This window comes from Actinomycetota bacterium (genome assembly GCA_040905475.1).
Taxonomy (GTDB): domain Bacteria; phylum Actinomycetota; class AC-67; order AC-67; family AC-67; genus DATFGK01.
This window is the reverse complement of the sequence record JBBDRM010000035.1, coordinates 1-14,864: the sequence shown is the minus strand read 5'-3', so window position 1 is coordinate 14,864 and position 14,864 is coordinate 1. Positions and strand designations below refer to the sequence as shown.

The 14,864-nt window shown below is 65.2% G+C and carries 11 protein-coding genes; 8 read left to right on the top strand and 3 right to left on the bottom strand.

Annotated features, from left to right (window positions below; genetic code table 11):
- Positions 1–37: 37 nt before the first annotated feature.
- A complete protein-coding gene (locus tag WEB06_03275; protein MEX2554634.1) occupies positions 38–3,202 on the top strand; it encodes an adenylate/guanylate cyclase domain-containing protein in 3,165 nt (1,054 codons plus the stop codon).
- A 452-nt stretch (positions 3,203–3,654) separates the two neighbouring features.
- Here the strand turns inward: WEB06_03275 and WEB06_03270 are convergent, their stop codons facing one another.
- From WEB06_03270 to WEB06_03260, 3 genes are read right to left on the bottom strand one after another with little or no spacing between them, the layout of a single operon-like run.
- A complete protein-coding gene (locus WEB06_03270) occupies positions 3,655–4,254 on the bottom strand; it encodes a hypothetical protein (protein ID MEX2554633.1) in 600 nt (199 codons plus the stop codon).
- Positions 4,211–4,576 (bottom strand): helix-turn-helix domain-containing protein, encoded by a 366-nt coding sequence (locus WEB06_03265; GenBank protein MEX2554632.1) that lies wholly within the window; start codon positions 4,574–4,576, stop codon positions 4,211–4,213. The genes WEB06_03270 and WEB06_03265 overlap by 44 nt, the downstream gene beginning before the upstream one ends.
- 44 nt (positions 4,577–4,620) lie before the next feature.
- Positions 4,621–4,977 carry a tetratricopeptide repeat protein gene (locus tag WEB06_03260; protein MEX2554631.1) on the bottom strand — a complete coding sequence of 119 codons (357 nt, stop codon included), beginning with the start codon at positions 4,975–4,977 and terminating at the stop codon, positions 4,621–4,623.
- Positions 4,978–5,181: 204 nt separating this feature from the next.
- Between WEB06_03260 and WEB06_03255 the strand changes: the two genes are divergently transcribed.
- The 7 genes from WEB06_03255 to WEB06_03225 all read left to right on the top strand — a co-directional run bounded on the left by WEB06_03255 (position 5,182) and on the right by WEB06_03225 (position 14,726).
- Positions 5,182–5,838, top strand: a complete 657-nt coding sequence (locus WEB06_03255) for a Crp/Fnr family transcriptional regulator (GenBank protein MEX2554630.1) — start codon at positions 5,182–5,184, stop codon at positions 5,836–5,838.
- Positions 5,839–6,016: 178 nt separating this feature from the next.
- A complete protein-coding gene (locus WEB06_03250; GenBank protein MEX2554629.1) occupies positions 6,017–6,892 on the top strand; it encodes a serine protease in 876 nt (291 codons plus the stop codon).
- Positions 6,893–7,016: 124 nt separating this feature from the next.
- Positions 7,017–9,113, top strand: coding sequence for a cyclic nucleotide-binding domain-containing protein (locus WEB06_03245; GenBank protein MEX2554628.1), 2,097 nt, complete (start codon positions 7,017–7,019; stop codon positions 9,111–9,113).
- A gap of 121 nt (positions 9,114–9,234) precedes the next feature.
- Entirely contained in the window at positions 9,235–9,396 is a 162-nt protein-coding gene (locus tag WEB06_03240; GenBank protein ID MEX2554627.1) for a hypothetical protein, read from the top strand.
- 24 nt (positions 9,397–9,420) lie between these two features.
- Complete coding sequence (locus tag WEB06_03235; protein MEX2554626.1) at positions 9,421–9,579, top strand: hypothetical protein; 159 nt, start codon at positions 9,421–9,423, stop codon at positions 9,577–9,579.
- A 172-nt stretch (positions 9,580–9,751) separates the two neighbouring features.
- Entirely contained in the window at positions 9,752–13,111 is a 3,360-nt protein-coding gene (locus tag WEB06_03230) for an adenylate/guanylate cyclase domain-containing protein (protein MEX2554625.1), read from the top strand.
- A gap of 187 nt (positions 13,112–13,298) precedes the next feature.
- The gene (locus WEB06_03225; GenBank protein ID MEX2554624.1) at positions 13,299–14,726 is read left to right on the top strand and encodes a hypothetical protein; all 1,428 of its coding nucleotides are present in this window, start codon (positions 13,299–13,301) and stop codon (positions 14,724–14,726) included.
- Positions 14,727–14,864: the final 138 nt, after the last annotated feature.

Sequence of the window (14,864 nt, the reverse complement as noted above, 5' to 3'; positions counted from 1 at the left end):
TTGAATATCGGCCGGAGCACGACCATAGAATCTGGCCGTGGCTGCATGCCCGAACTGCGGCGCCGAGAATCCCGAGCACGCGCGCTTCTGCTCGTCGTGCGGCTCCGCATTGGCCGGCACGGCGGCGCCGTCGCGGATCCGAAAGACGGTAACGATTGTGTTCTCGGACATCGTCGGGTCGACCGAGCTGGGAGAACGGTTCGACCCCGAAACCGTGCGTGGGGTGATGTCCCGCTATTTCGGGGAGATGCGGGCCGTGCTGGAGCGACACGGCGGCGCGGTCGAGAAGTTCATCGGCGACGCGGTTATGGCCGTGTTCGGGATCCCGAAGCTCCACGAGGATGACGCGATGCGAGCCGTACGCGCGGCGGACGAGATGCGCCGGGCGCTCGAGCAGTTGAACGACGAGTTCGAATCGCGCTGGGGAACCCGCCTGGCGATCCGGATCGGCGTGAATACCGGCGAGGTCGTGACGGGCGATCCCGCCGTCGGTCAAACGCTGGTCACCGGAGACGCGGTCAATCTCGCGGCCCGCTTGGAACAGGCGGCTTCGGCCGGCGAGATCGTGATCGGCCCTATCACGTATTCGCTGATCCGGGATGCTGCGACAACGGAAGCGATCGAACCGCTCTCAGTCAAAGGCAAGGCCGACCGTATCGCCGCACATCGGCTGATCGACATACGCAAAGACGCCTCGGCGCGCCGTGCGCGTGGCGTGCCGCTGATCGGCCGAGACCCCGAGCTTGCGCAACTACGTGAGTTTGCCGAGCGCGTATGGCGCGGTAGTTCCTGTGAGCTCGTCACGATCCTCGGCTCGCCCGGGATAGGAAAATCCCGGCTCACGGCCGAGTTCTTAGCCGGCGTCGATCGCGGGGTCGTGCGTGCTCGATGTCTTCCCTACGGTGAAGGGATCACGTTCTGGCCCGCGGCGGAAGCGATCAAACAAGCGGCCGGTATCCTCGATGAGGATGACGCGGAGGGCGTCGGCGCCAAGATCGGCCGGCTCATCGCCGGAGATCCCGAGCAGGCCGCGATCATGAACGGGGTTGCTGAGATCCTCGGTGTCGGAGGCCTCGGTGTGGCGACCCACGAGCTCTTCTGGGCTGTTCGAAAGGTGTTTGAGGCGGTCGCTCGTCCAGCCGGGCTGGCTCTCGTCTTCGAAGACATCCATTGGGCGGAGCCGACGTTCCTCGACATGCTCGAATATCTGAAGGCGCGCGTCGCGGCTCCTCTTTTGATCGTTTGCCCGGCACGGCCGGAACTCTTGGAAGAGCGCCCTTCATGGGTCGAGGTCGGTCCTCGTATCGCGCTCGAGGCGTTGCCGGAAAACGCAGCGGGTGATCTTGTGACGATCCTTCTCGGAGAGGCCGCTATCGCGGGCAACGTCGCCGGGCGGATGGTCGCGATCGCCGAAGGAAACCCGCTCTTCCTCGAAGAGCTCGTGGGGATGCTCGTGGACCAAGGCGTTCTCCGTCGCGAGAACGGGTCATGGGCACTCGCCGGCGATCCGGCCGAATTGAAGATGCCCGCGACGATCGAAGGGATCCTCGCGGCGCGCCTCGACCAGCTTCAGGACGAGGAGCGAACCGTGATCGGATGCGGGTCCGTCATTGGGCGGACGTTCGAGGAGGAGGAGGTCCGCCATCTGGCCGGGGATCAGCTGCGAGACGCCCTCGTCCCGAGCCTCGACGCGCTCGAGCGGCGCGATCTCATCCAACCGGATCCGTCGACGACGGCCCCCAGCTATCGATTCCGACACATCCTCATCCGCGATGCGGCGTACGCCGCAGTGACCAAGGAATCGCGTGCCGCCCTGCACGAACGGTTCGCCCGATGGCTCGAAGCCTCGCTCGGCGATCGCGCCATCGAGCTGGAGGAGATCGTCGGCTATCACTTCGAGCAAGCATTCCGTTGGTCTTCCGAGCTCGGGCCGGTCGGCTCGGCGGGGATGGAGTTGGCCGGGCGCGCGACGGAGTACCTGGCTCGTGCGGGCCGGCGCGCACTGGCCCGCTCCGACATGCCGGCTGCTTCGCGACTGCTGGCTCGCGCGGTAGCCCTCTCGCCTGACCGCGGCTCTCGGCACGTCGAACTCCTGGTAGATCTCGCTGCAGCTCAGACCGAGGGCGGCGAGTTCGATGCGGCCGAAGCTTCGATCAACAATGCTGAGGCCGTTGCGCCTGGGAGCGATGCGCGCCTCGGAGCGCTTGTGGCGCTTGAACGTTGGCGGCGTCAAGTGATGGTTCAGCCCGAGGAAGCCATGAAGGCCTATCGGAAGTCGGAGGACCTTGTGCGGATCTTCGAGGTATCCGGCGACGATGCGGCATTGGCGAAGGTCTGGAAGCTCGTTGCGGATAACCATCTGTTCGGGATGATGACGCGACACGCCGAGGAGGCGCTGATGCGGGCGCTGGACTATGCCCGGAGGGCAGGCGACAGACGCGCTTTTCTGGATGCTGCCATCTGGCTGCTCCTTGTCGCGGTCGAGGGGCATGTCCCGACATCAGAGGCGTTCAAGCGGCTTCACGCCTTGAATGATGACCTCAGAGAGGACCGCTTCGCGCGCGGTCTGCTCTCGATCTTCGAGTCGCTTCTCCATGCACGGAGAGGCGACTTCATTACGGCGCGCCAGCAGTATCGCGACGGTCGAGCTCTCGTTGACGACGCAGGCCGAACCGTCCTCGGGGCCACGTATTCGTACTTCGCCGCAAAGGTCGAGATGCTGGCGGGCGACCCGGAGGCGGCCGTCGCACATCTACAGCCTGACTACGACATCCTGAGCAAACTAGGCGAGCGCACTTACCTGTCGACGCTTGCGTCAGCCTCTGCGCTGGCGCTCCATGCGTGCGGTCGTTATGACGAGGCGGAGGCATTGGCTGAGATCAGCCGAGAAACCGGTGGGGCAGAGGATGCCGTCACGCAGATGGAATGGCGTCGCGCGAAAGCGCAGCTACTCGCGGCCAGAGGCGATCTCGATGGAGCCGAGGAACTCATACGAGAAGCGCTCGCGATCGTCGATGCCTCTCACGCGATCAACGACCAGGCAGACACCAGGGTGGATGCGGCGTCGATCTTCATCCGGGGCGGCCGGCGTGACGATGCCAGGACTATGTTGCGGGCAGCGCTCGCGCTCTACGAGGAGAAGGAGAACGTCGTTTCCGCCGCGAGGGCGAGAGCCGCACTCCAGGAGCTGGAAACCGCCTGACCAGCTCGATCGACGGCCCGCACGGTGCGAGCATCGTCTTCGAGAACAACTCGTGCATCGACGCCGTCAGCGATCTCTTCGTCATGCGGTTCAACGGGACGAGGGTTCGGCAAGTCACGAGCGGGTTCGGCAACAACATAACTCCAAGCTGGTCACCCGACGGCAAGCTCATTGTTCGAACACTTCGCGGACATCACATTTCCGCCGTCGGACCTGTACGTGCTGAACGCCGACGGCAGCGGTGGCTTACGAAACCTCACCAACACGAAAAACAAAACCGAGGAACACGCCGACTGGCAGACCATCGATAGGTGGGAGTCGGTTGAAAACGGGGGACGGCTCCTCCTTCAACGGAGCCGTCCCTCGGCTATCGAACCCGATCGCACCGAAAAACGCCGGCGCCGATTGCTGGATCGGATCCGCGCTCGTGCACGTGACATCTGATCAGGATGTCACTGCCTCGAGACCGACAAGGCTCGCCGTCTCACTCTGGTGTTGATTCGCTTCATCGCCGAGCCGACGGTGCGATCGGTCTCTTCGATCGCTGCGAGCCGGGATCGCACGTAGCGCCAGTCGATGACATCGAAACAGGCGGCCGCCACGGCGAGGGTCGACTGGAAGTGGACGTCCTCGATGTCTTCGTTCATCGTCGCCTGACGAAGCCGATCGAGGTAAAGGTCGTCGACGCCGATGATGCGAGCCGCTCCGCCGGGTACGGACTCGAGTACGGTTCTTTCGGGGTCACCGTCGATCGTCGAGTCGGGAAACTCCACCGCCACGCGAGAAGAGGCGTGATACCAGTGGCGTCCTTCCCGTTCGAAGCCTAGGCTCCCCAAGGTCTTGCGTTCTGCGGTCGTCAATGGGGCGCACACGTCGAGATCTGTCTCGCGATACTCATCGCTGGTCCAGAACTCCTCGGCCGTTCCGCCGACGACGATCGGATCGCTTCCGAGCACTTCGCGGAGCGCTGCAGCAACCAAGAGGTGGCGGCGTAGCCGGACCTTTGATTTAGCGGCGCGTGCGAGAAGCCGCTCGGCCTTCGAAGTGCTCACGCGTCAGCCCATCAGACTCAAGGCTCTTGATCTCAGCAGAGCCCGGGGACCGCTCCCACGGATCGAACACGTAGTCGCCGAGTGCTCGCCGCACTCGACCACGACGGGTTCGGCGGTCGGGCAGCGAGGGTTCCCCTCCGAACGTCACGGTGATCGGTTGCCCGACTGCCCGTGCGAAGCGCTCGATGAAGCCGGACGACGGTTCGAGCCAGCCCGCTTCCGCTCGCGAGATGACGGACTGTGTCGTCCCCATCCGCTCGGCGACCTGCGCCTGGGTGAGCTTCTTCCCGAGCCGGGCTGTGCGCAGAACTGATCCGATCATCATGGTTTTCATATATCGAATTTATAGCATATCTGCTATGAGAACTACAGCAGAGCAAGGAACTCCTCGGCCTGGCGGGCGCTCGCCTGGTTCCCCTTTCGGAGGTAGATCTCCAGGCTCCTCGAGGCGGCGTCCCTAGCTTCGTCGACCTGCCCGGCAGCCAGGGACACCATTGCCAAGCTGAACAGAGCATCCGCCTGGTCGTTGACGAGGTCCGTCTTCTGAGTCGCACGGACAGCCTCCATCGCCCTACTTCGGGCTTCGTCGAACTGCCCAGACCACGCAAACAATGCTCCGAGCTCGTCGCCGGAATTACCCAGAATCTGCCCGGTTTCACGGTTATTGGGACTATCATCCCCTCGGATCCTCGGGACAGGGGCTCGCAAGTGGACTGCTGGCATTGCAGGAAGACGGCGGTGGGCTCTTGCCGTTTCTGTGCGCGAGGCCTCTGCGAGGACCATGTACAGGATCGTCCCTACATCCTCGAGCTCTATCGCGCACGCGGCGAAGGTCCGATCAAAGTCCTCGTCGTCGAAGATGCCCTCTGGTGCGGTACCTGTTCGCCGAGACCCGATCCGGTGGTGTTGCCGGAGCTGGACTGACCGATGGAGTGGGAACTCCTCGCCGGCCTATCGCCCGAAGAGCGAGACTCACTCCTCGCGCTCGCGCGGCGTCGCAGGTATGCGCGGAACGAGATCATCTTCCATCAGGGTGATCCCGCCGAGACGCTTCATCTGATCGAGAGCGGCCGCGTTTCCGTTCGCGTGACGACCCCGCGTGGTGACGTCGCGACGCTCGCCGTGCTCGGGTCCGGAGACTTCTTCGGCGAGATGGCGTTGATCACACCTCCACCGGCGCGAACGGCGACGATCGTCGCGCTCGAGCCCACCGAGACGGTGATCATCCATCGCGACGCCTTCCAGGACATCCGTTCGCGATCCCCAGAGGTCAACGAGGTCTTGGCTGCAGCCCTCGCCACACAGGTGAAGCGGCTGACGTCTCACCTTCTGGAGGCGTTGTTCGTCCCCGTCCAGACGCGGGTGTTCCGCCGGTTGCTGGCGTTGGGCGATGTGTATGCGGAGGGGACGACCGACCTGGTCATCCCCTTGAGTCAGGACGACATTGCCGCCCTCGCGGGGGCGACTCGCCCGACCGTCAATTCCGTCCTCAAGGACGCCGAGCGGTCCTTGATGATCGCCCTGGGTCGCGGCCGTATCGAGGTCCGCGACATCGAGGAGTTGCGCCGCCGAGCACGTTCATAATGGGGCCGGCAAGCCGACCCGGCATGACCCGATCCCTCAACTGCCGCTGGAGTGTCATCACGGCGACGGTTGGAAACAGCGCTTCCAGCTATCCTCGCCCCAGTCGGGTCAAAGATGGGCTAACTGCCCTATTGCAACCAAAAGGCACCGCTTTGAGGATGGCAACAGGGGGTGAGAGATGAAAGGCTTGCGCCAAGTTTCTCGGTTCGTATTGCCGATCGCGCTCGTCCTCTCGATCGGCGGGACGTCGAGCGCCGTCGTCGGGGGGCAGCCGGCCGACCCGGGTGAGTATCCCTGGGCCGCTGCGATGTATCGCGGTGACGACCCGGCCGGCCCGGTCCCCCTGGTCCGAGGACCCAACTGCGGAGGCGCTCTCGTCGCACCGCGTTTCGTCATATCAGCCGGTCATTGCATGGCGCCGTTTGTCGACCCGACCCTTTCACCGTTCATCGATCCAACCTTAGCCGCCCTTCCGGCGGATCCCGCCGGGCTCGGCTTGAGCGTGCTGCTCGGAACGACGGACCTCCAGGAAGGCGGCGAGCGGATCCGCATCAAAGCCTTCCATCGCGTCTCGGATCCGAACAGTGACCTCCTGGTGATCGAACTTTACGAAGATTCCACACAGCCTGTCCTCCGCTGGGCCGCGCCGAGCGACGAATCCCTGTACCCAGCGGGGACCCTGTCGACGATCATCGGCTGGGGCCTGCGTGAGGAGGCCCCTCTCGGCCCGGCAGGCGCGATCATGCAGGCGATGCTCGATCCCACGTATCAGCTCCAGGAGGCAGAGGTCCCGATCGTTGCCGACGCTGCATGCGCGGCCGCATATCCGGAGGACTTCGTTGCCGAGACGATGGTCTGCGCAGGGTACGACGAAGGCGGCGTCGACACCTGCCAAGGGGACTCGGGAGGCCCGTTGCTCGCGAAGTCGTCTGAAGGCGAGTGGATCCTGATTGGCGTGACCTGGTTCGGCGACGGGTGTGCCAGGCCCGGCAAACCCGGTGTGTACGCCGAGGTTGCGCCGTTCAGCGATTTCATCGCTTCATCGGCCGCCTAGGAGGCTCCTTCGGAACCGCCAGTTCGGTTTCCGATGAGCGGCTAGAGCCGTCGTGACTGCGCCTCCTTCTGATGTATGGCTGGAGCTCGGCCGTGCCGTGGCGTCCTCATCACGAGACGGAGAGGTGTTCGATCGGGGCGCTTGGAGGCAAGTTCGAGAGCGGCTCGACCCTACGCTCTACAAGCCTCTACTCGCGCCGGACATCGAGATCAAAGACTTCACGCTTCGCTGGGGCAACGACTACGCGATGGCCGCGAACCCGCGGGACCTCGTCTTCTATCGGCTGCTGCCTTGGGAGGCGGAACTCATGCGGCGCATGGATGGGACGCGGACCGTCAACGAGCTCGTTGCCGAGCGTCTTGGAGCGGAAGAGGGGCTCGACCCTGACGCCGTCGCCGACCTCATCACCCAACTCCGCATCGGCGGCTTCCTGGAGCCCCCGTTCGAAGACGTCGATGCCGCGGTCCGGCGCGGGTTGAAGCCGGTGTCCCGCCGGCGTGCGAGGGCCAAAGAATTCTTCCGGACGTTGTCGATCGAGTGGTCCGACGCCGACCGGCTGGTGCGGTGGCTCTATCGGAATGGGCTGAAGTATCTGTTCACCCGCCCTGCGAAGATCGTGTGCGGTCTGATCGCCGTCGCGGGCCTAGTCGCGTTCGGCGGACTGATACAGCCCGGCGCGTACCATCTCGAGCCGACGAGCGCCGGCGTCGAGTTCGTGATCATCTGGATCCTCAACCTGTTCATCATCTTCGCGCACGAGCTCGGCCATGCGCTGGTCGTCATCCGGCACGGCCGGCGTGTGAAGAGTGCCGGGTTCCGGATCTACTACGGCGCGCCGGCGTTCTTCGTCGATTCGTCGGACGCGATGATGCTCGACCGCCGCACGCGCATCGGGCAGGCGTGGGCCGGGCCGTACGCCGAGATGATCCTCGCGGCGCCTGCGGCCTTGTACGTGTGGCTCAACCCCGACGGCTGGGGCGCGCCGACGCTCTACAAATGGGCGGTCCTCAACTACTTCATCCTGTGGATGAACCTGGTGCCGTTGTTGGAGCTCGACGGCTACTGGATCCTCTCCGATGCGATCCAGGTGCCCGACCTGCGGCCGCGATCCCTCGCGTTCCTGCGGTACGACTTGTGGCACAAGCTGCGCACGCGCGTGCGGATCAACCGGGTGGAGGTGGGGCTCCTCGTCTACGGCGTCGTGGGGATCGCGTTCACGATCTTCTCGTTCTGGCTGAGCTACTTCTTCTGGAAGCGCCTGTTCTTCAGCGTGATCGAAAGCATGTGGGAAAGCGGGCTCGGCGGCAAGATCATGCTCGTCGCGCTCGGTGTATTCATCGGGGGACCGATCGTTCGCGGGATCGTGAAGCTTCTGCGATCGCTTGCCCTTCGCGTCCGTGATCTCTGGCGTGCCGTCGCGTTCCGGGCACAGAAACGCTGGCGGGTCGAAGCTGCTGGGCTTCTCGATCGACTTGCGGTGTTCGAAGAGCTACCGGTCGAGACGCTCAACGAGATCGCCGGCCGCGTGCGTCTGCAGCGCATCGCGAGCGGCCAGCCCGTAGTCCGGCAGGGTGAGCCGGCCCGCGCTTATTACGTGGTACGTCGGGGGTCGCTCGACGTGGTCGAGGAGGGAAACGATGGGCGGGAGCGCGTTATCCGCACGCTCGGGCGTGGGGAAGCGTTCGGGGAGCTCGGGCTCGTCGAACGCGCGACGCGGACCGCGACCGTCCGCGCCACAGTCCCGTCCGAGGTCTTTGAGCTTGACGCCGGAACGTTCCAGCGGCTGCTCGAACCCATCGCCCAACGGCCGCGCTTGGTGACGTCGGCGGCTCAGCTGGAGGAACTGCGCCGCCTGCCACCGTTCCGCCATCTCGAGACCGACGAGCTGGCGCGTGTGCTGTATCTGGGCGAGTGGGTGAACGTTGCGCCGGGGTCCACGCTCATCGAGCAAGGGGCCGAGGCGGCGGAGTTCTACGCGATCGGATCGGGCCGGGTCGAGGTGTTGGAGGACGGGAGACGCGTGCGTGAACTGGGTCCGGGGTCGCACGTGGGAGAGGTTGCGCTCCTGCGCGACTCGCCACGCACCGCATCGGTTCGGACGTTGACGCCGGTCCGCGCGTTCCGCTTGAGCCGTGCAGGCTTTGACCGGCTGGTCCGGGGAGCTTTCCGGCGAGGGTTGGTCAGTCCGCATGCCGCGGTGGGTTGGGAGCAGGAGCATTGAGCATCTGTCAGAGAGCCGACGGTTTTTGTGTCGCCTTTGAGATATAGGGAAACGTGCCCGGGTCGTAGGGTTCGACTGTGTCCGGGCAGAGGGCTCGGGCGAGGAAGGGGAGGCGATGGGGATGGCAGGCAAGAAGATCCAGCCGAAGCGGCCAGCGGCTCGCGCCGCGAGCAAGACCGATTCGAAGGCGCAGTCGAAGGTGGCCAGCCGCAAGACCGCCAGACCGTTGAAGCGTGGTCGCAAGAGCGCCCGCAAGACGGCCGGTAGTAGGTATGGCGGCTAATCAACAACACCGGAGGAGGAGGTCATGACAGCGAAGAAGATCCAGCCGAAGCGACCGGCGGCGCGCTTGGCTAGCAAGACCGGGTCCAAGGCGCAGTCGAAGGTGGCGGGTCGCAAGACCGCGGCCCTCAAGCGTGGCCGCAAGAGCGCCCGCAAGACGGCCGCTCTCAAGCGGGGCGGCTGATCCACATCCACGGGGAGGCCCGGCCCCACGGCCGGGCCTCGTCCGGCCGTCTTACCGCCTTACGATCCTCCGGCCCTAAACTCGATCCATGCCGGCGTGCCCGAGGTGTTCCGCAGAGAATCCCAAGCGCGCGCGGTTCTGTCTCGACTGCGGGCAGCCGCTTGCCGCGCCGGTGCCGCCGGCCGCCAGCGAGGAACGCAAGATCGTCACGGTCCTGTTCTGCGACCTCGTCGGCTTCACCGCGCGCTCCGACCGCGCCGATCCCGAGGACGTGCGCGCCGCTCTCCGCCCCTATCACGCGCTCCTGCGCAGCGAGATCGCGAGCTTCGGCGGCACCGTCGAGAAGTTCATCGGCGACGCCGTCATGGCCGTGTTCGGTGCGCCGGTTGCGCACGAGGACGACGCCGAACGCGCGGTTCGCGCCGGGCTCGACATCCTCGATGCGATCGATGAGCTGAACCGCTCCGAACCCAGCCTGGGCATCGCCGTCCGCGTCGGTATCAACACCGGCGAGGCGCTCGTCACGCTCTCTGCTCGGCCCGAGCTCGGAGAAGGCATCGTCACCGGTGATGTCGTCAACAGCGCCAGTCGGCTCCAGGCGGTCGCGCCGGTGGGAAAGGTCGTGGTCGGCGAGCAGACGTACCGCACGACGGCTCGCGTCTTCGACTACGAGGCGCTGCCGCCGGTCGAGGTCAAAGGGAAGTCCGAGGCGCTGCTCGTCTGGCGGGCCGTCGCGCCGCGCGCTCGCTTCGGGATCGACGTCGAGCGCGGCGCGTTCTCGCCCTTCGTCGGCCGGGACGACGAGGTCGAGGTGTTGAAACGCACGTACGGTCGCTGCGTCCGCGAGTCGTCGGTCCAGCTCGTCACGATCACCGGTGAACCGGGCGTGGGCAAGACTCGCCTCGTCGAGGAGTTCTCCAACTTCATCGAGGGGCTCCCGGATCTCGTTTCCTGGCGGCAAGGCCGCTGTCTGCCGTACGGCGACGGCATCACGTTCTGGGCGCTCGGAGAGATCGTCAAAGCTCAGGCCGGGATCCTCGAATCGGACGGCACAGACGAGGCGCGACAGAAACTCGGCATCGCGATCGAGGAGGCCGTCGAAGACGAGTCCGACCGGGAGTGGATCCTCTCGCAGACCGCGCCGCTCGTCGGGATCGCCACATCGCAACCCAAGGACGCTGCTGACCGATCGGAGTCGTTCACTGCGTGGCGGCGATTGTTCGAAGCCATCGCGACCCGGGGACCCATGGTGTTGGTGTTCGAGGACCTGCATTGGGCGGACGAGGCCTTGCGGGCGTTTCTGGAGCACCTCGTCGACTGGTCCTCCGGCGTGCCGCTGTTCGTCCTCTGCACGGCGCGTCCGGAGCTCTTCGAGCAAGCCGCCGGGTGGGGCGGGGGGAAGCGCAACTCCAACACGATCGCGCTCGGGCCGCTGACGGAGGAAGAGACCGCACGGTTGGTCTCGGATCTGTTGGAGCGTTCGGTGCTTCCGCCGAAGACGCAAGCGCTCGTGCTCGAGCGCGCGGGGGGGAACCCGCTGTACGCAGCCGAGTTCGTGCGGATGGTGAAGGATCGCGGCGTCGTCGGCGACGGCATGGACCTCGCCGGATCCGAAGACGAGATCCCCGTCCCCGATTCCGTGCAGGCGCTCATCGCCGCGCGCCTCGACACCCTCGCCGCGGACAAGAAGTCGTTGCTTCAGGACGCCTCGGTGATGGGCAGGGTCTTCTGGGACGGGGCGGTGGCCACGATCGGCAACCGCCCCGGGCGTGACGTGCATGAAAGCCTTCACGCGCTGTCGGCCAAGGAGCTCGTCAAACCGGCCCGCAACTCGTCGGTGAAGGATCAGCGTGAGTACACCTTCTGGCACGCGCTCGTGCGCGACGTGGCCTACGCACAGATCCCGAGAGCAGGGCGCATCCAGAAGCACCGCGCCGCCGCGGCGTGGATCGAAGGGATAGCGGGAGAACGCATCCAGGACCACGCCGAGCTGCTCGCTCACCATTACCTGGAGGCCTTGAGGATCGCGGAAACCGTCGGCGGCACCGACGACGCGGTCGACCTCAAGCAACGGGCCCGCCAGTTCCTCACACTCGCCGGCGACCGAGCGCTGAACCTCGACGCAGGCAGGGCGGAACAGTACTACCGCAGGGCGCTGGAGTTGTTCTCGCCCGACGACCTCGGCCGGACCCGAGTGCTGGTCTCCGCCGGGAAGGCCGCCTACCACGCTGGCCGCCTCGGCGAGTCGGAACGCGACCTTCGTATGGCGATCGAGGAATGCGACCGGATCGGCGATCGCGTAGGTGCAGCGGATGCCTGGGCCGCGCTGTCGTACCCGCTCCGACAGACGAAGGGACCAGCGCCTGCGTTCGAAACGCTCGAGAGAGCGATCAAGATCTTCGAGGAAGAAGGGAACGACCCAGAGCGCCTTGCGGCTGCGTATGCAGATGCCGCCTACGCGCTGATGCTCGGCGGTCGATCGAGAGAAGCCATCGAATTCGCGGAAAGGGCCTTAACGGCGGCCCGGGACATGCCTCCCGGCGCGCCTCTATATCTAGGCCTCGAGGCGAAAGGCTTCGCTCGATGGGATCTTGGTGACGTCGGCGGTATCGAGGACGCGAAGGAAGCGCTTTCACTCGCCCTCGACCATGGAACCGCAGCCCATGCCGTTCGCATCCAGGGAAACCTGGGAGAATCAATCTGGTTCTCGGAAGGGCCGCGGCAGGCACTGGATTGGGCCCGCGAAGAGGTGGATTTCGCCGCCCGACGTGGTCTAACGAACATGGAGATGGTGGGCAACACGCTCGCCCTCGAGCAGATGTTTGAGATCGGCCATTGGGACGCACTCCTTGAACAAGCCGCAGTCCTGGAACGACATCATCGAAAGACCGGCGCAGCGTGGGCGAGGCTCCTCGCCGGAGTCCTCGCGACCCGGGTCCGGCTGATGCGCGGCCTTGCGCGTGACGCCTCAGCGCTCTTGGGTGAATACCTAGACGAAGTTCGGGAGATTGCGTTTACGACGGTCCTGGCCCAGGTCTTTAGTCTCGCCGCGATGACCGCCGTGTCCGAACAGCGCATCGACGACGTCGCGGCACCCCTGGCAGAACTCGATCGATTGGCGCGGGAACTCTCTGGCATGAGCCAATACGTAGGGATTCAGCTCCCGGACGTCATCCGCTCCTACGTCGCGGCGAACGATATTCGGCGGGCGGAGGAGCTCCTCACGAACCTCGATCTTCCGCCGTTCCCGCGATTCGAACACGCGGTTCTCACGTCCAGGGCGGCCATCGCCGAGGCCCGCCAGCAACTAGAATATGCCGCTCGGTCGTACGTCGATGCCGCCGAGGGATGGAACCAGTACGGGCACGTCGTCGAAGACGCGACGTGCGCCCTCGGCGCCGGACGGTGCCTGGCTCAGCTCGGGAAACCCGACGCCCGCATATGGCTCCAACGGTCGCTGGACATCTTCGGTCGACTCGAGGCGAAACCTCGCATCGCTGAGGCGGAAGCGTGGCTCGAACGTGCCCGTTAGGAGCGGCGGCGGGGCGCATGAGAGCGACCACCGAGGCAAAGTGTCGGCAAGCCGACGGTTCTGGCATCGATCTTCTGATATGACGAAAAGGGCGGCCCCGCAAGATGTCCGCTCGGCACCCGTAATAGAGGGTGCACGTGGGGTCGACGACGGTGTACAGCCGTCGCAGAGAGACGAGGGGTGGGAGATGCGTCGGGAAGTGGGTTCCTTGTTCTCCTCTTCGGTCGTCCTCCGGGCGCTGTCTCCTCAGCTTCATCGGCGGATGGCGATCTGGGGGATCATCAGTTCACTTCTCCTGATCGCCGCTGCTCCACCATCGGCCACTGCCGCCGTGCCCGGCGCCTCCGCGCTGGGGATGGAGATCGTCGGAAGCAACGATCTTGGCGGCCGCGGGTTCAATGGCGATGTCTGGGTTCACAAGCGGGCCGCGTACGTCGGCCAATGGGGGTTCGGTCGAACGGATGGGCCGCGTCACTGTCCATCGGGATCGGCAACCGGCGTGCGGGTGGTGGACGTGTCCGATCCCGCCGACCCGCGGGTCATCGCAACGTTGCAGAACCCGGCAGGGACATCGGCTGAAGACATGCAAGTCATCACCTATACCGGTGGTCCGGCTGCGGGACGGGATATCGCCTTCGTTGGCATCCAGGCGTGTGAACGCGTCAGCGATGCCCCGCGCGGATTGCAGATCTTTGACGTGACCGACCCCGCTCACCCGAGCGAGATCGGATTCTTGTCAACGCCGGCAGTCTTCGGAGTGCACGAGTTCTGGGTAACTCCGCGGAGCGACGGTCGCGTCATAGGCATCCTCGCTGTCCCGTTCTCGATGCTCCGGGACGATCAGAATCCAAAGCGTGGTGATGTGCGGATCGTCGACCTGTCGGATCCTGCGTATCCGGTAGAGCTGAGTGATTGGAGTTCGAACCGCGAAGGGCTGACGTCGAATGCACCGTTCGAGGGGATGGGCTGCACCGTGCTCACCTATGGGCACGCCGCCACCACGAACGCCGCGGGGACGATCGCCTACGTGGCGCACTGGGACCTCGGAACGGTGATCCTCGATATCACCGACCCCGCGGCTCCCAGATATCTGGGCAAGACTCCCTATCCCGCGAATGCGGAGGGTGATGGCCATTCCGGCGATCTGACGGGCGACGAGCGCTACCTCCTGCATACCGATGAGGTCCTTCCGCCTACCGGCGCATGTCCCGGTGCGAATCTCCAACTCGAAAAAGGTTGGGGATACGTTCGCGTCTTCGACGTTTCCGACCCCGCTCGGCCCATCCAGGTAGGGCAGTACAAGACGCCGAACTCCCAGAGCCCATCCAACTTCCGGTCGGGCGACTATACGGCGCACAATCCCGTCGTCGTCGGCAACAAGGCGTACGTGTCGTGGTACTCAGATGGCGTCCGCGTGCTTGACATCAGCGATCCGACGCGGCCGTTGGAGATCGCTCACCTCGTACCGCCGCCGGCAAAAGACCCTCACCACGTGGTGGGGTACGTGACCGAGATCTGGGGCGTCGTCGTTGATGACCGCGGCTGTGTCTTCCTGAGCGACATGAACTTTGGCCTGTACATTGTCCGGGAAACGTCGAATCCAGCGTGCGCGTGACTTCTCAGTGAGCCGGTATTGCGGTCGACGCCGGAACGTTCCAGCGGCTGCTCGAGCCCATCGCACAACGGCCGCGCTTGGTGACGTCGGCGGCACACCTGGAGGAGCAGCGCCCCCAGCCCCCCATACCTCACCACC

Excerpts from the sequence above, each read along its gene's own strand:
- WEB06_03265 (MEX2554632.1), bottom strand. The coding sequence starts at position 4,576 with ATGATCGGATCAGTTCTGCGCACAGCCCGGCTCGGGAAGAAGCTCACC.
- WEB06_03260 (MEX2554631.1), bottom strand. The coding sequence starts at position 4,977 with ATGCCAGCAGTCCACTTGCGAGCCCCTGTCCCGAGGATCCGAGGGGAT.
- WEB06_03255 (MEX2554630.1), top strand. The coding sequence starts at position 5,182 with ATGGAGTGGGAACTCCTCGCCGGCCTATCGCCCGAAGAGCGAGACTCA.
- WEB06_03250 (MEX2554629.1), top strand. The coding sequence starts at position 6,017 with ATGAAAGGCTTGCGCCAAGTTTCTCGGTTCGTATTGCCGATCGCGCTC.
- WEB06_03240 (MEX2554627.1), top strand. The coding sequence starts at position 9,235 with ATGGCAGGCAAGAAGATCCAGCCGAAGCGGCCAGCGGCTCGCGCCGCG.
- WEB06_03235 (MEX2554626.1), top strand. The coding sequence starts at position 9,421 with ATGACAGCGAAGAAGATCCAGCCGAAGCGACCGGCGGCGCGCTTGGCT.
- WEB06_03225 (MEX2554624.1), top strand. The coding sequence starts at position 13,299 with ATGCGTCGGGAAGTGGGTTCCTTGTTCTCCTCTTCGGTCGTCCTCCGG.